Source organism: Streptomyces sp. RerS4, assembly GCF_023515955.1.
Classification (GTDB): domain Bacteria; phylum Actinomycetota; class Actinomycetes; order Streptomycetales; family Streptomycetaceae; genus Streptomyces.
The window spans coordinates 1,233,460-1,254,193 of the sequence record NZ_CP097322.1 but is presented as its reverse complement, the minus strand read 5'-3'; the positions used below and the strand labels follow the sequence as shown (position 1 = coordinate 1,254,193).

Genomic DNA, 20,734 nt, shown 5'->3' with positions numbered 1-20,734 from the left:
CAAAGGGCCGGCAAAGCACCGGCGATCGTGTCGAGAAGGCTCTCCCTGCCGTTGGGCAAGACATGCCCGTCCTGGAAATGCCCAGGTCAACAGAGTGCTGAAGACGGTTACCTTCGCTGCGGCGCGACGCAGATCCACGTCCCGGAAGCTTGGTGATACAGGTGCAACTGACACCCCATGAGCAGGAGAGACTCCTGATCCACGTCGCGGCCGACGTGGCCGAGCGACGCAGGGCGCGCGGAGTACGGCTCAACCACCCCGAAGCCGTGGCCCTGATCACCTCGCACCTCCTCGAAGGCGCCCGCGACGGGCGGACCGTGGCCGAGCTGATGGCCTCCGGCCGTACGGTGCTCAGCCGCGCGGAGGTCATGGAGGGCATCCCCGAGATGATCCACGACGTCCAGGTGGAGGCCACCTTCCCCGACGGCACCAAGCTCGTCACCGTCCACGACCCCATCGTCTGAAGGGCGTAAGCCACCGTGATCCCCGGCGAGATCGCCTACGGGGACGGCCCGGTGCGCCTCAACGAGGGCCGCCCCGTCACCCACCTCACCGTTCTCAACGCCGCCGACCGGCCCGTGCAGGTCGGCTCCCACTACCACTTCGCCGAGGCCAACCCCGGCCTCGACTTCGACCGGCGGGCCGCCCGCGGCCTGCGCCTGAACATCGCCGCCGGGACCGCCGTCCGCTTCGAGCCGGGCATCCCGGTCGCCGTGGAACTCGTCCCGCTGGCGGGCCTGCGCACCGTACCGGGCCTGCGCGGCGAGACCGGAGGACCGCTCGATGGCTGAGATCACGCGCCAGGCCTACGCCGACCTCTTCGGCCCGACGGCCGGCGACCGCATCCGCCTCGCCGACACCGACCTTTTCGTCGAGATCGAACGGGACCTCAGCGGCGGCCCCGGCAACGCGGGCGACGAGGCGGTCTTCGGCGGCGGCAAGGTCATCCGCGAGTCCATGGGACAGGCCCGCACCACCCGCGCCGAAGGCGCCCCCGACACGGTGATCACCGGCGCCGTCATCCTGGACCACTGGGGCGTCGTCAAGGCCGACCTCGGCATCCGCGACGGCCGCATCTGCGGCATCGGCAAGGCCGGCAACCCCGACACGATGGACGGCGTGGACCCCGCACTCGTCATCGGACCCGAAACCGAGATCATCGCGGGCAACGGGAAGATCCTCACCGCCGGGGCCGTCGACACCCACGTGCACTTCATCTCGCCGACCGTCGTCGACGAGGCCCTCGCCTCCGGCATCACCACGCTGGTCGGCGGCGGCACCGGACCCGCCGAGGGCACCAAGGCCACCACCGTCACCCCCGGACCCTGGCACCTGGCCCGGATGTTCGCCGCCCTGGAGGCCCACCCCGTCAACATCGGGCTGCTCGGCAAGGGCAACACGATGTCCCGCGAGGCCCTGCACTCCCAGCTGCGCGGCGGTGCGCTCGGCTTCAAGATCCACGAGGACTGGGGCTCCACGCCCGCCGTCATCGACACCTGCCTGAGCGTGGCCGACCAGACAGGCGCCCAGGTCGCCATCCACACCGACACCCTCAACGAGGCCGGTTTCGTGGACGACACCCTCGCGGCCATCGCCGGGCGGACCATCCACTCGTACCACACCGAGGGCGCGGGCGGCGGTCACGCGCCCGACATCATCACCGTGGTCTCCCAGCCCAACATCCTGCCCAGCTCCACCAACCCCACCCGGCCGCACACCCTCAACACCGTCGAGGAACACCTCGACATGCTGATGGTCTGCCACCACCTCAACCCCGCCGTCCCCGAGGACCTGGCCTTCGCCGAATCCCGGATCCGGCCCTCCACCATCGCCGCCGAGGACGTCCTCCACGACCTCGGGGCGATCTCGATCATCTCCTCCGACTCCCAGGCCATGGGCCGCGTCGGCGAGGTCGTGCTGCGCACCTGGCAGACCGCCCACGTGATGAAGAAGCGGCGCGGGTTCCTGCCCGGCGACGGCCCCGCCGACAACCAACGGGCCCGTCGCTACGTCGCCAAGTACACGATCAACCCCGCCGTGGCCCAGGGCCTCGCCCGGGAGATCGGCTCGGTCGAGACGGGCAAGCTCGCCGACCTCGTGCTGTGGAACCCGGCCTTCTTCGGGGTCAAGCCCGAACTGGTCGTCAAGGGAGGACAGATCGCCCTCGCCCAGATGGGCGACGCCAACGCCTCCATCCCCACCCCCCAGCCCGTCCTGCCGCGCCCCATGTTCGGCGCCCGGGGCGGCGCGCCCGCCCTCAACTCGATCAACTTCACCGCGCAGGCGGCCCTCGACGACGGGCTCCCCGAGCGCCTCGGCCTCGGCAAGGCGTTCGTCGCCATCGAGAACACCCGCAAGGTGAGCAAGACCGACATGCGCGGCAACGACGCCATGCCCCACGTCCACGTCGACGCCGACACCTTCACCGTCACCATCGACGGCGAACCGGTGGAACCCGCCCCCGCGGCGGAACTGCCCATGGCACAGAGATACTTCCTCTTCTGATGGGCACCGGGCTCTCCACCCTGCTCGTCCTCGCGGACGGCCGCTTCCCCGCCGGCGGGCACGCCCACTCCGGCGGGGCGGAGGCCGCCTGCAAGGCGGGCCGGATCCGCGACGCCGCGAGCCTGGCGGAGTTCTGCCGGGGCCGGCTGCACACCGCCGGACTCACCGCCGCGGCCTTCGCCGCGGCGGCCGCCCTCGGCCTCGACCCGGCCGACCTCGACGCCGCCGCCGACGCCCGCACCCCTCCCCGCGCTGCGCGCCGCCGCCCGCCGGCTCGGCCGCCAGCTCCTGCGGGCGGCCCGCGCCACCTGGCCCGCAGCCGAACTGGACGCCCTGGCGCGGGCCTTCCCGCGCGGGGCGCACCAGCCCGTCGTGCTCGGCGTCACCGCACGGGCGGCGGGGCTCGGCGCGCCGGAGGCCGCGCACGTGGCCGCGTACGAGAGCGTCAGCGGTCCGACCTCGGCGACGGTACGGCTGCTCGGTCTCGACCCCTTCGAGGCGACGGCGGTCCTGGCGGGCCTCGCGCCCGAGCTGGACGCGGTGGCCGCGCGGGCCACCGAGGCCGCCCGGGTGGCCCGTACCGAGGGGACGGACGCGCTGCCCGCGGCCTCCTCGCCGCTGCTGGAGATCGCGGCGCAGATCCATGCCGACTGGCCGGTACGGCTGTTCGCCTCCTGACCCTTCCCCCCTTTCCCGAAAGAGACGTGCCCCATGCACCTCGACCACGCCGTGACCTTCCCCCACCGGCACACGCACAGCGCCGAACCCCTCCGCCCCGACGGCACCCGGCGCGCCCTGCGCGTGGGACTCGGCGGGCCCGTCGGATCCGGCAAGACCGCCACCGTCGCCGCCCTGTGCCGGGCCCTGCGCGCCGACCTCTCCATGGCCGTCGTCACCAACGACATCTACACCCGCGAGGACGCCGAGTTCCTGCTCCGCGAGGCCGTCCTGCCGCCCGAGCGGATCAGCGCCGTCGAGACCGGCGCCTGCCCGCACACCGCCATCCGCGACGACATCTCCGCCAATCTGGAGGCCGTCGAGGAACTGGAGGAACGGGTCGGTCCGTTGGACCTGATCCTCGTCGAGTCCGGCGGGGACAACCTGACGGCCACCTTCTCGCGGGGCCTGGTCGACGCCCAGATCTTCGTCATCGACGTGGCCGGCGGCGACGACATCCCGCGCAAGGGCGGCCCCGGCGTCACCACCGCCGACCTCCTCGTCGTCAACAAGACCGACCTGGCCCCCCACGTCGGCTCCGACCTGGAACGGATGGCCCGCGACGCCGCCGAGCAGCGCGGCGACCTCCCCGTCGCCTTCCAGTCGCTGCGCGGCGCGGACGGCGTGGCCCCGGTGGCCGCGTGGGTGCGCGAACGGCTCGCCGCCTGGACGGCCGTACGGTGACCAGCGCACCCCCGGCCGCCGGCGCACCCCGCCGCCGGCGCGCCCCGCCCCCGCGTCCCGCCCTCCGGACTGCGCGCCACCGCCCGCATCCGGGCCACCGCCGACGGGCGCGGCGGCACCGCCCTACCCCTGCTGGCCGGGAGGGCCGCTCGCGCTGCGCCGCACCCGGGGCGAGAACGGCGCGGCCCACGTGACCCTGGTCGGCGCGATGAGCGCCCCCCTCGGCGGCGACCACCTCACGGTCGAGGCCGAGGCGGGACCGGGCGCACGCCTCGCCCTGCGCTCGGCGGCGGCCACCTTGGCCCTGCCGGGCCGGGGCGGCGAGGCCGCGCGGTACGACGTACGCCTCACCCTGGCCGGGGACGCCGAGGTGCGGTGGCTGCCCGAGCCGCTGGTCTCCGTCCACGGCAGCGACCTGCGGGTCCGCACCCGGGCGGAACTGGCCCCCGCCGCCCGGCTGCTGCTGCGCGAGGAGCAGGTCCTCGGCCGCACCGGGGAAGCCCCCGGCCTGCTGTGGAGCCGACTCACCGTCACCCGGGCCGGCCGGCCGCTGCTGGACCAGGAGCTGGGCTGCGGCCCCGGCGCCCCGGCCGGCTGGGACGGTCCGGCGGGACTCGCGGGCCACCGGGCCCTCGGTCAACTCCTGCTCGTGGACCCCCGCTTCGAGCGGGAACCGCCACCCGTCACCGTCCTCGGGGAGTTCGCGGCGCTCACCCCGCTGGCCGGCCCCGCCGCCCTGGTCACGGCGCTCGCCCCGGACGCGCTGCGGCTGCGCGCGCTGCTGGACGAGGCGGCCCGTACGTACGGCTGGTGACGCACGGTCGGCCGATCCCCCCCACGGGAGGCGACCGCTCAGCGGTACACCTGTCTCCGGTTATCGGGTTGGCAAAGAACTCGATCGCACCCTGTTGCCCGGTGGAGGTCAGACGCGAGGATCGCCCTTGCACGCCGACGACCGGTGCAGACCGAGCCGTCCGTACACGGCGGCACCAGACTCAGGGGGATCAACCACGTGATACGCAAAGCGACGCTGGGCAGCGCCGCCACACTCGTCACCGGCGCGCTGGCCGCGGGCCTGCTGCTCGCGCCGCCCGCCGCGGCCGCGCCGACCGGCCGCGACAACGGGACGGCCGAGGCCATCGGCGTCCGGATCGCCGCCGCCCGCGCCGCGCGCACGGGCATCGACTGGAAGGACTGCCCCGCCGACTGGGGCTTCGAGAAGCCGATCCAGTGCGGCTGGGTGAAGGTCCCGCTCGACTACGCGAAGCCGTTCGGCAAGACCATCGACCTCGCCGTCGACCGCGCCGTCAGCACCGGCACGAAGGAGGAGCGCCAGGGCGCCCTCCTCTACAACCCGGGCGGCCCCGGCGGTTCCGGCATGCGCTTCCCGCGCCGGATCACCACCAAGAGCCCGCTGTGGGTCAACACCGCCAAGGCGTACGACTTCGTGGGCTTCGACCCCCGCGGCGTCGGCCACTCCGCGCCGATCTCCTGCATCGACCCGCAGGAGTTCGTCAAGGCCCCCAAGGCCGACCCGGTCCCCTCCAACGAGGCCGACAAGCGCGCCCAGCGCAAGCTCGCCGCCGAGTACGCGGACGGCTGCAAGGAGCGCAGCGGCGAGATGCTGCCGCACATGACCACGCCGAACACCGCGCGCGACCTCGACGTCATCCGCGCCGCCCTCGGCGAGCAGAAGCTGAACTTCCTCGGCGTCTCCTACGGCACCTACCTGGGCGGGGTCTACGCGACCCTCTTCCCGACCCACGTGCGCCGCATGATCGTCGACAGCGTGGTCAACCCGGCGCAGGACAACATCTGGTACCAGGCCAACCTGGAGCAGAACGTCGCCTTCCAGACGCGCTGGAACGACTGGCAGGACTGGGTCGCGAAGAACGACGCGTCCTTCCACCTCGGCGACACCCGCGCCGAGGTCGAGGCCAAGTGGCAGGAACTGCGCGGCAAGGCCAAGGCCAACCCGCTCGGCGGGATCGTCGGCCCGGCCGAGCTCATCGGCTTCTTCCAGGGCGCCCCGTACTACGACTCCTCCTGGGTCCCGGTCGCGAAGGCCTTCAGCGCCTGGGCCGCCGGTGACGAGAAGCCGTTGATCGAGGCGATCGCCCCGGACATGTCCGACCTGGCGGGCAACGCGGCGTCGGAGAACAGCAACGCGGTCTACACCGCCGTCGAGTGCGCCGACGCCAAGTGGCCCACGAGCTGGGCCACGTGGGACCGGGACAACACCAGGCTGCACGAGAAGTACCCGTTCCTGACCTGGTCGAACGCCTGGATGAACCTGCCCTGCGCGACCTGGAAGTCGAAGCAGAGCACCCCGATCGAGGTCGGTGCCAAGCGCGGTCTGCCGCCGGTGCTCATCGTCCAGGCCGAGCGCGACGCCGCCACCCCGTACGTGGGCGCGGTCGAGCTGCGCAAGCGTCTGGCGGGCTCGCGCCTGATCACCGAGAAGAACGCCGGCTCGCACGGCGTGACCGGCCTGGTGAACCCCTGCGTCAACACGCGGGTGGACGCCTACCTGCTCACCGGCAAGGTGGACGCGCAGGACGTCACCTGCGACCCGCACGCCACCCCGGTCGCTCCGGCCCCGGCCACTGCCAAGTCGGCGGCCCCGTCCGCCGCCCTCCCGGCGCACGAGGAGCTCCCGGCGGTCGCCGGCGTCCGCTAGGGACCCGTACGCGACGCGAGAGATGAAGTGAAGCGGTGACGTGGGGAGAGGGCTCAGCGCGACAGGCGCCGGGCCCTCTTCCGCTTCCCCTCCTCCTCGGCTTTGACCTCGGCCGCGTACCGGTCGACGTACTCCTGGCCCGACAGCCCGAGGATCGCGTACATGATCTCGTCGGTCACGGCCCGCAGGACGGCCCGCTCGCCCTCCATCCCGGCGTACCGCGAGAAGTCCAGCGGCTCGCCGAAGCGGATCGTCACCCGCCGGATCTTCGGGAGCTTCTGCCCCGGCGGCTGGATCTCGAACGTGCCGAGCATCGCGCAGGGGATCACCGGCACCCCGGCGCCCAGCGCCATCGCGGCCACGCCCACCTTGCCCTTGTACAGCCGGCCGTCATGCGAGCGGGTGCCCTCGGGGTAGATGCCCAGCAGCTCGCCCTTGGCCAGCACGCCCAGCCCCTCCCGCAGCGCGGCCTGCCCGGCGTCCTTCCCCGAACGGTCCACCGGGATCTGCCCCGCGCTGCGGAAGAACGCGGCGGTGAGCCGCCCCTTCACGCCCGGCCCGGTGAAGTACTCCGCCTTGGCGAGGAACGTGATGCGGCGCTTCAGGATCGCGGGCATCAGGAAGTGGTCGGAGAACGACAGGTGATTGCCGGCGACGATCGCGGCGCCCTCCGCCGGGATGTTCTCCAGCCCCTCGATCCGCGGCCGGAACAGAAGCCGCAACAGCGGACCGAGCAGCACGTGCTTGAGCAAGTGGTAGAACACCGGGGCGTTTTCCCTTCAACCTGGGGGTCAGGTCAGTGTGCCGTACGCGGTGCCACAGGGGCATGACAAACAGCAGGACACTCCACAGGGCGAGCCGCCCGGCGAGGTGCACGAGCCGGGTCTTGTCCATCGAGTCACACACGAGCCGGTGCGGGGGCGCGGGCGCGGTCAGGAGGTCGTGTGGAGACCGATCGGAATCGGCCGAAACGCCAGGCCTGAGGAGGGGGCCGTGAGACAGGTGCGAACGGCTCAGGTGGTACGGGAGGCGGCCAGGCCGACGGTCAGCAGCCCCAGCACCACCCAGCCGAACCACAGCCAGCCGTTGCTGCCGAGGGCCACGGAGTAGGTGGACACGGCCACCAGGGCGGCGAAGGTCGTCACCGCCATCGCCTTAACGGATCCGGTCATGCTCCATGGTGGCGCGGGACACGGCTCCCGCGCTACCGGCCGCGCCCTTGGAGCGAGGCCAGATACGCGTTGTACGCCTCCAGCTCCTGGTCACCGTCGCGATCGGCGGCCCGGTCCGCCCGCTTCGCCGTCCGCTGCTCGGAGTGGTACCACTGGTACATCAGGGCGATCAGCACCAGCACCGACGGGATCTCGCTGAACGCCCAGGCGATGCCGCCGCCCCACTGCTGGTCGAGCAGGGGGTCGATGCCGAGGGACGCAGGCGGGTTCGCGTACGTCTTGATCATCGGCTCGCTCGCCATCATCAGCGCGATGCCGAAGAAGGCGTGGAAGGGCATGCCCGCGAACAGCTCCAGCATCCGCATCACGTAGCCGGGCCGGTGCGGGCCCGGGTCCACGCCCATGATCGGCCAGAAGAAGATCACGCCGACCGCGAGGAAGTGGAGCATCATCGCGATGTGGCCGGTCCGGCTCTCCATCAGGAAGTCGAACAGCGGCGTGAAGTACAGGGCGTACAGACTGGCGATGAACATCGGGATGGTGAAGGCCGGGTGCGTGATGATCCGCATGTACCGGCTGTGCAGCAGCATCAGGAGCAGCTCGCGCGGACCCTTGCGACCGCGCCCGGCCGGCGGCAGCGCGCGCAGGGCCAGGGTCATCGGCGCCCCGAGGAGCAGCAGGATCGGAGTGATCATGCTGATCACCATGTGCTGGACCATGTGCACGCTGAACATGACCATGCCGTAGTCGTTCAGCTTGGTGCACATCACCAGGATCACCGTCAGCACGCCGAGGGTGAAGGCGGTGGTCCGGCCGGCCGACCAGGAGTCCCCGCGCCGCCGCAGCCGCAGCACGCCCCACCCGTAGAGGGCGAGCGCCAGCAGGGAACCGAAGAGGAAAAAGGCGTCGAAGGAGAACTCCAGACCACGCCCGAGGGTGAACGGCGGCAGGTCCATGTTCATGTCCATGCCGTGCCCGCTGTGGTCCATCTGTTCACTCCCTTGACTGTGGCGCCCCACCACAGTAGTGCCGCCCCCGGCCGCGATCGCGGCCGGGGGCGGTCAGGGCCTCAGAAGGGCGCACGTCACAGGACCGTCTGGGCCTCGGCGTACCGGTCGGCGGGCACCGTCTTCAGCGTGGAGGTGGCCTCGGCCAGCGGCACCATGACGATGTCGGTGCCGCGCAGGGCGGTCAGCATGCCGAATTCGCCCCGGTGCGCGGCCTCCACCGCATGCCAGCCGAAGCGGGTCGCCAGGACCCGGTCGTACGCGGTCGGCGTGCCACCGCGCTGGACGTGGCCCAGGATGACGGGACGGGCCTCCTTGCCGAGCCGCGCCTCCAGCTCGACGGCGAGCCGGTTGCCGATCCCGGCGAAGCGCTCGTGTCCGTACATGTCCGTACCACCGTCCTCGAAGGCCATCGAGCCCTCGGCCGGCTTCGCGCCCTCCGCGACGACGACGATCGCGAACCGCTTGCCCGCCGAGAACCGCTCGCCGACGATCGCCGTCAGCTCCTCGATGTCGAAGGGACGCTCCGGCACGACGATGGCGTGGGCGCCGGCGGCCATGCCCGAGTGCAGGGCGATCCACCCGGTGTGGCGTCCCATGACCTCCACGACCATCACCCGCTGGTGGGACTCGGCGGTGGTCTTCAGCCGGTCCAGGGCCTCGGTGGCGACGCCGACGGCCGTGTCGAAGCCGAAGGTGACGTCCGTCGAGGCGATGTCGTTGTCGATGGTCTTCGGAACGCCGACGATCGGCAGCCCGGCCTGCGCGAGCAGGTTGGCGGCCTTCAGCGTGCCCTCGCCGCCGATCGGGATGATCGCGTCCAGACCCAGGTCGGCGACGTGCCCGCGGGCCCGCTCCACACCGTCGCGCAGGTGCGCGGGCTGGACGCGGGAGGAGCCGAGGATCGTGCCGCCGAGGGCCAGGATGCCGCCGACGGCGTCCAGGTCGAGCTTGCGGTAGTCGCACTCCAGCAGGCCGCGCCAGCCATCGCGGAAGCCGATGACCTCGTCGCCGTGGTCGACGACGGCTCGGTGCACGACGGAGCGGATGACGGCGTTGAGGCCGGGGCAGTCGCCGCCGGAAGTGAGCACACCAATGCGCATGGCAGGAAGAACCTTTGCAACGTGGGCCGACGACCGGACCACGTCGTCCGGTTGGAACTACCCGTCAGCCTACAAGCGGATCCCGGCCGAACTGAACCATCCTCCACATGCTGGTCGGCCCGATCGTGGGAAGACACGTGCGACGAAAACGGCCCGGACCCCCACGAGGGGATCCGGGCCGCCACGGGACACCGCGGGCCGATGCCGTTACGCCGTACCGCTACGCGGGCTCGGAGGCCGCGGCGATGCGCTCCGCGCGCAGCGCCTCGTACCAACGGTCGTCTATGGCCGGCAGCGCGTTCACGTCGAGGGCCAGCTTCAGCAGCAGGTCGGCGATCAGCGGGTTGCGGGCCATGACGGGGCCGTGCATGTACGTGCCGAACACGGTGTCGTTGTACGCGCCCTCCGTGCCGTCGCCCGTGCCGTTGCCCCGGCCCAGGCGGGTGCGGGCGAACGGCCTGGCCGTCGGGCCGAGGTGGGTGACGCCCTGGTGGTTCTCGAAGCCCGTCAGCGGGGGCAGGTTCAGCCGCGGGTCGATGTCGGCGAGGACGTCGCCGACGCACCGCTCGCCCTCACCGCGCACCGTGACGACGTCCAGCAGGCCGAGGCCCTCCTGGCGCTGGCCCATGTCGTTGACGAATTCCTTGCCGAGGATCTGGTACCCGGCGCACACGGAGAAGACGATCGCCCCGTTCGAGACGGCGCGCTCCAGGCCGCCGTCGCGCAGCAGGCGCTCCGCCGCCAGCCGCTGCGGGCGGTCCTCACCGCCGCCGATCAGGTAGATGTCACCCGACGTGGGGATGGGCTGGTCGCTGCGCACGTCCACGCGCTGCACGTCCAGGCCGCGCTGGCGCGCCCGGCGCTCCACCACGAGGGCGTTGCCCTGGTCTCCGTACGTGCTGAGCAGGTCGGGGTAGACCCACACCAGACGCAGGCTGTTGTCGCTCATGCTCTTGTCCTCTGCGGCTTTGACGGGCTCTAGTTGCCGACGCGGCGGCGCACGTCCTGGAAGGCGGTGTAGTTGGCGATCAGCTCGATCTGACCGGGCGGCGCCAGCTGCACGGCCTCGTCGAGGGTCTCGCAGACGCGGAAGTCCAGGCCCGCGACCTCCAGGCGGACCGCGAGGTCCAGCTTGCGGTCGCCGATCACGAAGATCGGGTGGCCGGCCAGACGCGGGTAGTCCACGTCCCACAGCCAGGAGGTGTCGGTGCCGTCGGCGCCGCGGGCGTTGACCGACAGGATCACCGGCGCGGGCGCCGGGTCGATCAGCGAAAACGTTTCGAGCCAGCCCGCCGGGTTCTTCGCGAGGAGCAGACGCAGCTCACGGCCCATGAAGTTGACCACGTCGTAGCGGCCGGCGACGGCCTGGACCTGGTACATGCGCTCCAGCGCGACCTGCGGCGGCACGCCGAACACGGCGGCCACGGCGGCCGAGGTGGCGGCGTTCGCCTTGTTGGCGCGGCCCGGGAGCTGGAGGTGGATCGGCCAGGCGCTGCCGTGCGGGTCCAGCACGTGGTCGCCGGAGAGCACCCAGCTCGGGGCGGGACGCCGGAAACCGCACTCGGCGCAGAACCAGTCGTCGCCGGGGCGCTGCATGACGCCACCACAGGAGGGGCACGACCAGGCGTCGTCCTTCCACTCCTGGCCGGCGGCGACCCACACCACGTTCTGCGACGAGGACGCCGACCACACGATCAGCGGGTCGTCGCAGTTCGCCACGATGACCGCCTTGGAGCCCTGGAGGCCCTCGCGCCACTTCTCGGCGAGCATGCGGGTCTCGGCCGCGCGGTCCAGCTGGTCGCGGGAGAGGTTCAGCAGGGCGATCACCTTGGGGGTGACGTCCCGGGCCACTCCGGCCAGGTACTTCTCGTCGACCTCGATGACGCCGTACTTGGCGTCCGAGCCGCCGGCCAGGGCCGAGGTGATGCCCGCCGGCATGTTGGCGCCCAGCGCGTTCGAGACGACCGGACCGCTGGCCCGCAGGGCCTCGGCGATCAGTCGGGTCGTCGTGGTCTTGCCGTTCGTCGCGGAGACGAGGACGACATCGAGATGCTGCGCCAGCGCGCCGAGAAGATCGGGGTCCAGCCTGAGCGCGACCTTGCCACCGATCACCGATCCGCTTCCGCGTCCCGCGGCCCGCGACACCGCCGCCGCGGCCTTGCCCGCCGTCACGGCCAGCTTGGCCCGCGGCGAAAGCGGCTCCGTGTTGCCTGCCATCGTCCCTTGTCCTCCTTGCGTCGGTCGGCCCCAGCCTATCCAGTGCCGGCGCGGGCCATGACCGCGGCGCCCCCGGGCGGTCGCGGATCTCCTCATATATTCGCCCGTCGTACCCTTACGGCCATGCGACAGCGCCCCATCCCCGGTACCACCGGACTCGTCCGCACCATGAGCCTGCTGGGTGATCCGGTGCTCCACTCGCCCTGCGCCGAGGTCACCGACTTCGGCCCCGAACTCGCCCGCCTCGTCGAGGACATGTTCGCGACGATGTACGCCGCCCAGGGCGTCGGCCTCGCCGCGAACCAGATCGGGATCGGGCAGCGGGTCTTCGTCTACGACTGCCCCGACGACGAGGAGGTCCGCCACCTCGGTCATATCGTCAACCCGCGTCTGGTGGAAGCCGACGGCGACGAGTTCATCGGTCCGGAGGGCTGTCTGTCGCTGCCGGGACTGGAGGCGGGCACCGCCCGCTTCGACCGCGCGGTCGTCGAGGGGTTCACCTCGGACGGGAACCCGGTGCGCATCGAGGGCACCGGATTCTTCGCGCGCTGCCTCCAGCACGAGTGCGACCACCTCGACGGCACGGTCTACGCGGACCGGGTCACCGGGCTGCGGGCCCGCCGGCTGCGCCGGGCGATCCGCAAGGCCCCGTGGGGCGACCGTGCACCGCGCGACGGAGCGGAGCGCGGGGAGGGGTGACGGGTCTTCCCGCGACGCGCGGCCGAGCGGGGGTCAAAAACCCGGGCCGCCCTCGCGGTTGCCCGCGGTGGCCAGCCGGCCCCACAGCAGGTCGGTGAGACCGGCCACCAGCTCCGCGCGCCCGCAGGGGCGCTCGCCGAGCCACCAGTCCCCGGCCGCGTGCATCATGCCGACGATGCCGTGGCCCCAGATGCGGGCCTGCCGCTCCCCGTCCGGCCCGAGGTCGACGCGTTCGCCGATCACCTTGGCCAGCTCCTCGCCGAGCCGGCGCAGCAGCGGAACCGAGTGCAGGCCGACGTCGAATCCGCGCTCGGCGGTGTGCGAGTCCTCGGCCGGGTGCATGAGGAACCGGTACACCTGCGGGCGGGCCTCGATGGCGGCGAGGTAGGTCTCCAGCGTCGACTCGACCCGGCTGCGGCGCTCCGCGGGGGCGTCGAGCGCGGCCCGCAGCGAGTCGAGCAGGGCGTCGGTGTGCCGGACGGCGAGGGCCTGGTAGAGGCCCGCCTTGTCCCCGAAGTGCCGGTAGAGGATCGGCTTGGTGATGCCGGCCTCGGCGGCGATGGCGTTCATGGAGGCCTTCGGGCCGTCCCTCAGGACGACGCGGTCGGCGGCCTCCAGCAGCTCCCGGCGGCGGCGTTCGGCCGCCCCTGACTCGCCGGCCTGCTGACTGGTCTGCATGACGTGTTCTTCTCCCCGCCCTTGCGATGTGCGTGACGCCCACGCAACGTAACACCCCGCACACCCGCCCGAGCGAACCGGCGGCGCTTGACAGTGCTTACCGGCCGGTAACAGACTGTGCCCGTTGCCGGTGTTACCGGTAGTAACTAGCGCTGGAGGGGTCGTGGCGGAGTTCACCATGGAGCTGAACGAGGACCAGACGCAGGTACGGGACTGGATCCACGGCTTCGCCGCCGATGTGATCCGGCCCGCCGCCGCCGAATGGGACGAGCGGGAGGAAACTCCCTGGCCGGTCATCCAGGAGGCCGCCAAGGTCGGCATCTACTCCCTGGACTTCTACGCCCAGCAGTTCTTCGACCCGACCGGCCTCGGCATCCCGATGGCCATGGAGGAACTGTTCTGGGGCGACGCCGGCATCGCCCTGTCGATCGTCGGCACCGGCCTCGCCGCCATCGGCGTCCTCGCGAACGGCACCGAGGAGCAGATCGGCACCTGGATCCCCCAGATGTACGGCACCCCGGACGACGTGAAGGTCGCCGCGTTCTGCTCCTCCGAGCCCGACGCCGGCTCCGACGTCGGCGCGATGCGCACCCGGGCCGTCTACGACCAGGCCAAGGACGAGTGGGTGCTGAACGGCACCAAGACCTGGGCGACCAACGGCGGCATCGCCAACGTCCACATCGTCGTCGCCGTCGTCGACCCGGAACTCGGCACCAAGGGCCACGCCTCCTTCATCGTGCCGCCCCACACCCCGGGCCTCTCCCAGGGCCAGAAGTTCAAGAAGCACGGCATCCGCGCCTCGCACACCGCGGAAGTGGTGCTGGAGGACGTCCGCGTACCCGGCTCCTGCCTGCTCGGCGGCAAGGACAAGCTCGACGAGCGCCTCGCGCGGGCCCGTGAGCGGGCGGCGGCCGGTGGCGGCGAGCGCGTGAAGAACGCCGCGATGGCCACCTTCGAGGCCTCCCGCCCGGCCGTCGGGGCTATGGCCGTCGGCACGGCGCGCGCCGCCTACGAGGTCGCCCTCGACTACGCGAAGACCCGCACCCAGTTCGGCCGCCCGATCATCGACAACCAGGGCGTGGCCTTCCAGCTCGCCGACATGCGCACGCAGATCGACGCGGCCCGGCTGCTGGTGTGGCGGGCGTCCTGGATGGCGGTCGCGGGCAAGCCCTTCACCTCGGCGGAGGGCTCGATGTCGAAGCTCTACGCGAGCGAGGTGGCCAAGAAGGTCACCGCCCAGGCCGTGCAGATCCTCGGCGGCAACGGCTTCACCCGCGAGTACCCGGTGGAGCGCATGCACCGGGACGCGGCCATCTACACGATCTTCGAGGGCACCAGCGAGATCCAGCGCCTGGTGATCGCGCGGACCCTCTCGGGCATGCCGATCCGCTAGCCGGCGCCCGGAGCGTCGGGAGCGCCCGGAGCGCGCAGGAGGCCCGTCACCGTCCGGCCGAACAGGAGACGGGCCGCGCCGGCGGTCAGCGGGTCCAGGAAGCGGGGAACCCCGCGTACGCGGATGGACTCGCGCCAGTGGACCTCCGTACCACCGGCCGAGGAAGGGTGGAGCTCGATCTCGGCCCAGCCGGTCACCACCCGCCCCCGCTTCTCCAACCGCACCAGGCGCGGGGGCTCCCAGCGGACGACGTCCATCGGATCGTCGAACGTGATCCTGCCCACTCCCGTGCGCGCCGTGAAGCGGGTCCCGACGCACGTCGGAGGCGGCGTCTCGATGATCGTCTCGGTCAGCGGGACGTACGCGCCGTGTGATTCCCAGGCCGTGAGCCGCCGCCAGGTCTCCTCGGGCGGGAGGGAAGTGCGGCGAATGATCCGGATAACGGGCATGAGCGCATGGTAAGCGGGCATACACACCCTGAACCGGACCCCGAATACGGGTTCCATCGGGGGGTGGCGGCAGGTAATACTCACCGCCACCGTGGATCGCGGATTCGACCGGGTGACCACCGGCCCTCCCGCCCCACTCTGCGAGGAGGTGCGCCATGTGCTCCCACCAGCCCCCCTGCCCGCCCGCCGACAGCGCGGACCACGACGCGGCCCGCGTCGTGGCCTCCCATCCCGAACAGGGATGGAGTCTGCTCTGCAACGGCGTCGTGGTCTTCGACGACACCGGTGAACTGCTCCCCGAGGGCACGACGGTGGAACCCCGCCGTCCGGCCCTGGTCTGAGCGAGGAGGCAGCATGCGCCAGCAGCTGATCCGCAAGCCCGTCCCCAAACCCGCCCCCCGAGACCTGGACCTGCGCACCCCGTCGGGCAGACCCCTCCCGTACTGACGGGAGCCCTCGACTTGGGGGGGAGGCGTCCACCGGCCCGCTGTCAGCCGGTGGGCGCCGCCGCGCCGCCCAGGAACGCGCTCTCGTAGGCCGCGTCGCCGATCGCCGCCCGCGCCTGCCGCTCGCCCTCGTCCCGCAGGGCCGTCAGCGAGGGCGAACCCATCTGCGGCCGGCCCGCCGTGCGCCACCAGGCGTACCCGGTGCCCAGCAGCCGAGCGGCCAGTTCCCCGTCGCCCAGCCCCGCCACGGCGGTCGCCAGCAGGTCCAAGCCCAACGCGATGCCGAGGCGGTCCCCCAGCAGCCGCTTCGCCGAGAGCATGGCCCGGACGTGCCGGGCCGCCTCCCCGTGCCGGCCGAGCCCGAGCGCGGCCACGGCCAGGACGTAGTCCGCGTACGCCCGCAGCCACCGCTCGCCCAGCTCCGCGCAGGCCGCGCGCAGCGCCTCCGCCTCCCGCGTGGCCTCCTCGAAGCGCCCGAGGTCGCACAGCGCGTACGCGCCGGCCAGCCGGCACAGCAGCAGGCCCGCCCCGCCCGGCCGTCCACCGTGGCTCGCCCGCGCCCGGGGTCCGGCCAGCTCCAGCGCCTCCGCCGGGTCACCCGGCATCATCACGGCCACGGCCCGAAGGTAGGCGGCGCGCAGCTCCCGCTCCGGATCCGCGAGACGCGCCGCGGCCCGGACGCACCGCGTGGCGACCTCCCCGGCGCCGGCCAGGTCCCCCTGGAGCAGCATCGTCAGGCCGAGGGCCCACAGGGCCTGGGTGTGGGCGGCGCCCGTGGCCGGGGCCCCGGCGAGGGCCCGTTCCAGGAAGGCCCGGCCCTCGTGGACGTGCCCGCACGCGAACCAGTAGAACCACAGGTCCCCGGCCATCTCCAGGGCCGCCCGCGGGTCGGTGCCCAGCAGGTGTTCCAGGGCGGTGCGCACCTGGGCGTGCTCGGCGGTCATCCTGCGGTGCCAGTCCACCTGGCCCGGCCCCAGCCAGCCCCGCTCGGCGGCCCCGCACAGTGCGGCGTACCAGTGGGCGTGCCGGTCGGCGACGCTCCGGACCTCGCCCAGCTCCGTCAGCCAGTCGTGACCGAACTCGCGGATGGTGTCCAGGATCCGGTAGCGGGCCCCCGCTCCCCGTTGCTCGGAGCGCCGTACGACGGACTTCGCGACGAGCCCCTCCAGCACCCGCTCGACCCGGGCCGCGGGCAGCGGCCCGCCGGAGCAGACCGCGCGGGCGGCGGCCACGTCGAAGTCCCCGGTGAAGACGGAGAGTCGGGCCCACAGCAGCCGTTCCAACGGCTCGCACAGCTCGTGGCTCCAGCCGATCGCGGTCCGCAGCGTGCTGTGGCGGTGACCGGGCGCGCGACGGCCGTCTGTGAGCACCTCGAAGCGCGCGTCGAGCCGTCGGGCCGTCTGTTCCAGGGTCCACCGCCGCAGCCGGGCTCCGGCCAACTCCAGGGCGAGCGGGATGCCGTCGAGGCGGCGGCACACCTCGGCGGCGATCCGGGCGCGCGCCGGGTCGGCGAAGACGGCGGCGCGGTGCGGTGCGGCGGCCAGGGACCGGGCCCGGAAGAGGGCCAGTGCCTCGCTGTCGGGGCCGTCGGTGGACAGCGGGCGGACCTCGAAGACCAACTCGCCGGGGGAGCCAAGGCGTTCCCGGGAGGTGGTGAGGACGGTCAGGCCGGGGGCGGACTGCAGGAGTTCGCCCGCCAGGTGCCGGACCTCGGTGACCAGGTGTTCGCAGGTGTCGAGGACGAGCAGCAGTTCCTTGTCGGCCATCCACGCGCACAGTTCCTCGTCGAGGGAGTGCGCGGAGTGGTCGGCGAGGCCGATGGCGTGGGCGACGGTGGTGGTGAGCAGTCCCGGGGCGCGCAGCGGGGACAGGTCCACCCACCAGACCCCGTCGGGGCGGGCCTGGGCGCGTGCGGCGGCGGCCCGCAGTGCGAGCCGGGACTTGCCGACGCCGCCGACGCCGGTCAGGGTGACCAGTCTTCGTTCGCGCAACAGGGGGCGCAGGCGGGCGAGTTCACCGTCCCGGCCGATGAAGCTCGCCGTCTCCGGCGGCAGGTTTCCCGGCACGGCGACCGATTCCGGCGCGGGTTTCCCGCGTGCGGGGTCCGCCTGATGGTCGTTGACCGAGTACTCACCGAACACGGATGTATTGTGCGCGATCTTTGTTCGCGGCAGTGGCGTTCGGCCCGTATGGCGCCCGATCGGGGTCAGCCGGTGAGGGTGATCCGGCGTTCCTCGCAGAAGGCGCCCCAGTTGCCGTCGGGCAGTCGGGCGCGCAGTTTCAGGGTCCAGACCGTCCCGGCCGGCTCGCTCGCGGTGAGCCGGTACGCGGCCCGGCCCGTGGGTACCGCGCCGGCGCCGAACTGGATGACGGTGACGGGCTTGTCGTTGACGTAGAGCTCGTACTCGGTAGTCGGGCGGCCGGTGTCGGGGGCGCTCCAGCCGAGCTCGACGGCCCCGGGCGCGGCCGTCGCCGTGAAGGCGCCGGGCGCGGTGCGCGGGCCCCGCGCCGGGTCGGCGGGGGTGGTCACGGTGACGGTGGGGCCGTCGGGGGAGGCGTTGTCGGCGCCGTCCCGGGCGCGCACGGTGAACTCGTACGCCGTGCCGGGCTGGAGTCCGGTCAGGGTGGCGCCGCGCTCGCCGGCGCCGGCCGTGTGGATCCGGACGCCGCCCTGGTGGACGTCGTACGCGGTCACGCCCGTGTCGTCCGTCGCCGCCGCCCAGTCGAGGCGGACCGTACGGGGACCCTCGGCGCGGCCGGTGGTGGCGGTCGGGGCCGTGGGGGCCTGACGGTCCTCGGCGCGGGCGAGCGGGGTGGTCACCTCGGCGGTCGCGCTCGGGGCGGAGCGCCTGCCGGTGGCGTCCTTGGCCCGGACGGTGAACGCGTAGGCGGTCCGCGGCGCGAGGTCCGTGATGTCCACCATCGTCTTGTCGGCGGGCAGTTCGCGCACCAGTCGGCCGGACTGGAAGACCTGGTAGCCGGTGACCCGGTCGGCGGCGGGGGCCGAGTCCCACATGACGTGGACGGACGTGGCGCTGCCGGCTTGGGCGGTGAGTCCGACGGGCGCGGGCGGGGCGTCGCCGCCGTCCGGGGCGCACGCGCCGAGGGCGGCGAGGGCCAGGGTGAGGGCGAGGGTCGCGCGGAGGGGGCGCGGGGGAGTGGTGCGTCGCACGGGGCCTTCCTCCACGTCCGATGATTGGTCTAGACATGTATGGCACGCGCGGGCGCCGCCGACAAGACCCCCGGCGCGCTCCGGTGGGCTCCGGTGCCCGCTCCGCCCCGTCCGCGCCTTCGCTGTGCCCCGGTTCGTCTTCTTCTGTTCCCCTCTGGCATTATTGCGATCTCTTTGCAATAACAGATGATCGTAAACAGGGATGTGCACAGCATGACGGCCCGGACAGCACGCGTACGGGGAGCGGTCCGCGCGACCCTCGCCACCGCACTCATCACGGGCGTGGCGGCCTGCTCGAACCCCACCGGATCCGCCCCCGCGGACTCCGCCGTGGTCGGCATCGCGACCGAACCGGAGACCCTGAGCCCGCTGCTCGGCTACGGCAAGGACGGCAACTCCAAGCTCTTCGACGGGCTCCTCACCCACGACGCGGACATGAAGCTCCAGCCGGCGCTCGCCGAGGCCCTCCCCGACGTCTCCGCCGACGGCCGCACGTACACCTACCGCCTGCGCCACGGCGTGAAGTTCAGCGACGGCGAGCCGTTCACCGCCAAGGACGTCGAGTTCACCTACCGCACGATCCTCGACCCGAAGACGAACAACGCCTCGAAGACCGAGCTGGACGCCATCGAGAGCGTCACCGCCCAGGGCGAGGACCGGGTCGTCTTCACGCTCAAGTACCCCTACGCGCCGTTCGCCGAGCGCACCGTCCTGCCCATCGCCCCCGAACACGTCGCGGGCCGCCAGGACGTCAACAGCGGCGACTTCACGACCAGGCCCGTCGGCACCGGCCCCTACGTGCTGACCGCCTGGTCCAAGGGCGAGAAGATCTCCTTCAAGGCCAACCCCCACTACTGGGGCGGCGAGCCGGCGGTGAAGAAGTTCACGATGGCCGTCGTCAAGGACGACGACGTCCGCGCCACCCGGCTGCGCTCCGGCGAACTCGACGCGGCGATCCTGCCCCCGAACCTCGCCAAGGGATTCGCCCAGGACGGCGCCCGCCGGACCTTCGCCGCCAAGACCTTCGACTACCGCAACGTCACTCTCCCCACGCACCACCCCGTCACCGGCGACACGGCCGTCCGCCAGGCCCTCGACATCGCCGTCGACCGCCAGGCCATGGTCGACAAGCTCCTGGAGGACGCCGGCAAGGCGGCCTACGGCCCCGTCCCGACCGACAGCCGCTGGTTCACCGCCGGCACGGAGCGCCCGTACGACCTCGAACGCGCGAAGAAGGTCCTCGACGACGCCGGCTGGAAGGCGGGCGAGGACGGCATCCGTGTCAAGGACGGCGTCCGCGCCTCCTTCCCGCTCTGGTACACCTCCGGCGACAAGATCCGCCAGGACCACGCGCTGGCCTTCGCCTCCGACGCCCGCAAGGCCGGCGTCGAGGTGAAGACCGAGGCCGGCACCTGGGAGGTCATCGAACCCCGGATGAAGACCGACGCCGTCCTCGCGGGCGGCGGCTCCCCGGCCGACCCCGACTTCGACCAGTACCTGCTGCTGACCTCCTCCCTCGCCGGCGACGGCTTCAACAACATGGCCCAGTACGCCAACCCCACCGTCGACCAGGCCCTCCTCGACGGCCGCCGCAGCGGCGACCCGGCCGTCCGCAAGGCCGCCTACGACACCGTGCAGCGCGAACTCGTGGGCAACCCCGGCTACGTCTTCCTCACCCACATCGACCACCTCTACGTCGTCAACGACAAGTGGGAGGGCCCGAGCACCCAGGTCGAGCCGCACGACCACGGCCTCGGCTCCGGCCCCTGGTGGAACGTCGAGCAGTGGAAGCCCAAGCAGAAGTGAACCCCC

20 protein-coding genes and 1 pseudogene are annotated in these 20,734 nt (G+C 72.5%); 11 read left to right on the top strand and 10 right to left on the bottom strand.

From position 1 onward, the window contains the following. Positions 1-161: 161 nt before the first annotated feature. The 7 genes and pseudogenes from M4D82_RS05665 to M4D82_RS05635 all read left to right on the top strand — a co-directional run bounded on the left by M4D82_RS05665 (position 162) and on the right by M4D82_RS05635 (position 6,586). A complete protein-coding gene (locus M4D82_RS05665) occupies positions 162-464 on the top strand; it encodes an urease subunit gamma (RefSeq protein WP_249764986.1) in 303 nt (100 codons plus the stop codon). Positions 465-479: 15 nt separating this feature from the next. Further along, on the top strand, positions 480-791 hold the full coding sequence (locus M4D82_RS05660) for an urease subunit beta (RefSeq protein ID WP_249764985.1): 312 nt from the start codon (positions 480-482) through the stop codon (positions 789-791). Beyond that, on the top strand, positions 784-2,505 hold the full coding sequence (locus tag M4D82_RS05655) for an urease subunit alpha (RefSeq protein ID WP_249764984.1): 1,722 nt from the start codon (positions 784-786) through the stop codon (positions 2,503-2,505). The genes M4D82_RS05660 and M4D82_RS05655 overlap by 8 nt, the downstream gene beginning before the upstream one ends. After that, positions 2,505-3,183, top strand: a pseudogene (locus tag M4D82_RS05650) (urease accessory protein UreF). Before M4D82_RS05655 ends, M4D82_RS05650 begins: the two are co-directional and overlap by 1 nt. A 33-nt stretch (positions 3,184-3,216) precedes the next feature. Next, the gene (ureG, locus tag M4D82_RS05645) at positions 3,217-3,906 is read left to right on the top strand and encodes an urease accessory protein UreG (protein ID WP_249764983.1); all 690 of its coding nucleotides are present in this window, start codon (positions 3,217-3,219) and stop codon (positions 3,904-3,906) included. 190 nt (positions 3,907-4,096) lie between these two features. Beyond that, a complete protein-coding gene (locus tag M4D82_RS05640) occupies positions 4,097-4,720 on the top strand; it encodes an urease accessory protein UreD (protein WP_502988877.1) in 624 nt (207 codons plus the stop codon). Positions 4,721-4,918: 198 nt separating this feature from the next. Beyond that, a complete protein-coding gene (locus tag M4D82_RS05635) occupies positions 4,919-6,586 on the top strand; it encodes an alpha/beta hydrolase (RefSeq protein ID WP_249764981.1) in 1,668 nt (555 codons plus the stop codon). A gap of 53 nt (positions 6,587-6,639) precedes the next feature. On the opposite strand, the gene M4D82_RS05630 is transcribed toward M4D82_RS05635, so the two are convergent. The 6 genes from M4D82_RS05630 to M4D82_RS05605 form a co-directional block, all read right to left on the bottom strand. Continuing rightward, positions 6,640-7,350, bottom strand: a complete 711-nt coding sequence (locus tag M4D82_RS05630) for a lysophospholipid acyltransferase family protein (protein ID WP_249764980.1) — start codon at positions 7,348-7,350, stop codon at positions 6,640-6,642. 249 nt (positions 7,351-7,599) lie between these two features. Beyond that, complete coding sequence (locus M4D82_RS05625; protein WP_249764979.1) at positions 7,600-7,758, bottom strand: hypothetical protein; 159 nt, start codon at positions 7,756-7,758, stop codon at positions 7,600-7,602. Between the two features lie 32 nt (positions 7,759-7,790). Beyond that, on the bottom strand, positions 7,791-8,747 hold the full coding sequence (locus tag M4D82_RS05620) for a cytochrome c oxidase assembly protein (RefSeq protein WP_249764978.1): 957 nt from the start codon (positions 8,745-8,747) through the stop codon (positions 7,791-7,793). A 95-nt stretch (positions 8,748-8,842) separates the two neighbouring features. After that, positions 8,843-9,868 (bottom strand): 6-phosphofructokinase, encoded by a 1,026-nt coding sequence (locus M4D82_RS05615; RefSeq protein WP_249764977.1) that lies wholly within the window; start codon positions 9,866-9,868, stop codon positions 8,843-8,845. A gap of 220 nt (positions 9,869-10,088) precedes the next feature. After that, complete coding sequence (locus M4D82_RS05610; RefSeq protein ID WP_249764976.1) at positions 10,089-10,817, bottom strand: type 1 glutamine amidotransferase; 729 nt, start codon at positions 10,815-10,817, stop codon at positions 10,089-10,091. Between the two features lie 29 nt (positions 10,818-10,846). Beyond that, positions 10,847-12,085, bottom strand: coding sequence for a Mur ligase family protein (locus tag M4D82_RS05605; RefSeq protein WP_249764975.1), 1,239 nt, complete (start codon positions 12,083-12,085; stop codon positions 10,847-10,849). Between the two features lie 123 nt (positions 12,086-12,208). Here M4D82_RS05605 and def point away from each other — a divergent pair, with 123 nt between their 5' ends. Beyond that, positions 12,209-12,784, top strand: a complete 576-nt coding sequence (def, locus tag M4D82_RS05600; protein WP_249764974.1) for a peptide deformylase — start codon at positions 12,209-12,211, stop codon at positions 12,782-12,784. 33 nt (positions 12,785-12,817) lie between these two features. Here def and M4D82_RS05595 read toward each other — a convergent pair whose 3' ends face one another. Then, positions 12,818-13,462, bottom strand: a complete 645-nt coding sequence (locus M4D82_RS05595) for a TetR/AcrR family transcriptional regulator (protein WP_249764973.1) — start codon at positions 13,460-13,462, stop codon at positions 12,818-12,820. Between the two features lie 163 nt (positions 13,463-13,625). Here M4D82_RS05595 and M4D82_RS05590 point away from each other — a divergent pair, with 163 nt between their 5' ends. After that, on the top strand, positions 13,626-14,855 hold the full coding sequence (locus tag M4D82_RS05590; protein WP_249764972.1) for an acyl-CoA dehydrogenase family protein: 1,230 nt from the start codon (positions 13,626-13,628) through the stop codon (positions 14,853-14,855). Here M4D82_RS05590 and M4D82_RS05585 read toward each other — a convergent pair. Next, positions 14,852-15,304 (bottom strand): SRPBCC family protein, encoded by a 453-nt coding sequence (locus M4D82_RS05585; protein ID WP_249764971.1) that lies wholly within the window; start codon positions 15,302-15,304, stop codon positions 14,852-14,854. The two genes, M4D82_RS05590 and M4D82_RS05585, sit on opposite strands and share 4 nt — an antisense overlap. Positions 15,305-15,459: 155 nt before the next feature. Between M4D82_RS05585 and M4D82_RS05580 the strand changes: the two genes are divergently transcribed. Continuing rightward, positions 15,460-15,645 carry a DUF5999 family protein gene (locus tag M4D82_RS05580; RefSeq protein ID WP_249764970.1) on the top strand — a complete coding sequence of 62 codons (186 nt, stop codon included), beginning with the start codon at positions 15,460-15,462 and terminating at the stop codon, positions 15,643-15,645. A gap of 149 nt (positions 15,646-15,794) precedes the next feature. Here M4D82_RS05580 and M4D82_RS05575 read toward each other — a convergent pair whose 3' ends face one another. Together M4D82_RS05575 and M4D82_RS34010 are read right to left on the bottom strand one after the other, a co-directional pair. Continuing rightward, entirely contained in the window at positions 15,795-17,891 is a 2,097-nt protein-coding gene (locus M4D82_RS05575; protein WP_249764969.1) for an ATP-binding protein, read from the bottom strand. Positions 17,892-17,956: 65 nt separating this feature from the next. After that, entirely contained in the window at positions 17,957-18,922 is a 966-nt protein-coding gene (locus M4D82_RS34010; RefSeq protein WP_283844448.1) for a fibronectin type III domain-containing protein, read from the bottom strand. Positions 18,923-19,135: 213 nt separating this feature from the next. On the opposite strand from M4D82_RS34010, the gene M4D82_RS05565 reads away from it, so the two are divergent. Further along, a complete protein-coding gene (locus tag M4D82_RS05565; protein ID WP_249764968.1) occupies positions 19,136-20,728 on the top strand; it encodes an ABC transporter substrate-binding protein in 1,593 nt (530 codons plus the stop codon). The last annotated feature ends 6 nt before the right edge of the window (positions 20,729-20,734 follow it).

Coding starts and splice junctions, on each gene's coding strand:
- M4D82_RS05565 (WP_249764968.1), top strand. CDS start 19,136: ATGACGGCCCGGACAGCACGCGTACGGGGAGCGGTCCGCGCGACCCTC.
- M4D82_RS05620 (WP_249764978.1), bottom strand. CDS start 8,747: ATGGACCACAGCGGGCACGGCATGGACATGAACATGGACCTGCCGCCG.
- M4D82_RS05610 (WP_249764976.1), bottom strand. CDS start 10,817: ATGAGCGACAACAGCCTGCGTCTGGTGTGGGTCTACCCCGACCTGCTC.
- ureG (WP_249764983.1), top strand. CDS start 3,217: ATGCACCTCGACCACGCCGTGACCTTCCCCCACCGGCACACGCACAGC.
- M4D82_RS05585 (WP_249764971.1), bottom strand. CDS start 15,304: ATGCCCGTTATCCGGATCATTCGCCGCACTTCCCTCCCGCCCGAGGAG.
- M4D82_RS05615 (WP_249764977.1), bottom strand. CDS start 9,868: ATGCGCATTGGTGTGCTCACTTCCGGCGGCGACTGCCCCGGCCTCAAC.
- M4D82_RS05605 (WP_249764975.1), bottom strand. CDS start 12,085: ATGGCAGGCAACACGGAGCCGCTTTCGCCGCGGGCCAAGCTGGCCGTG.
- M4D82_RS05655 (WP_249764984.1), top strand. CDS start 784: ATGGCTGAGATCACGCGCCAGGCCTACGCCGACCTCTTCGGCCCGACG.
- def (WP_249764974.1), top strand. CDS start 12,209: ATGCGACAGCGCCCCATCCCCGGTACCACCGGACTCGTCCGCACCATG.
- M4D82_RS05625 (WP_249764979.1), bottom strand. CDS start 7,758: ATGACCGGATCCGTTAAGGCGATGGCGGTGACGACCTTCGCCGCCCTG.
- M4D82_RS05580 (WP_249764970.1), top strand. CDS start 15,460: ATGTGCTCCCACCAGCCCCCCTGCCCGCCCGCCGACAGCGCGGACCAC.
- M4D82_RS05595 (WP_249764973.1), bottom strand. CDS start 13,462: ATGCAGACCAGTCAGCAGGCCGGCGAGTCAGGGGCGGCCGAACGCCGC.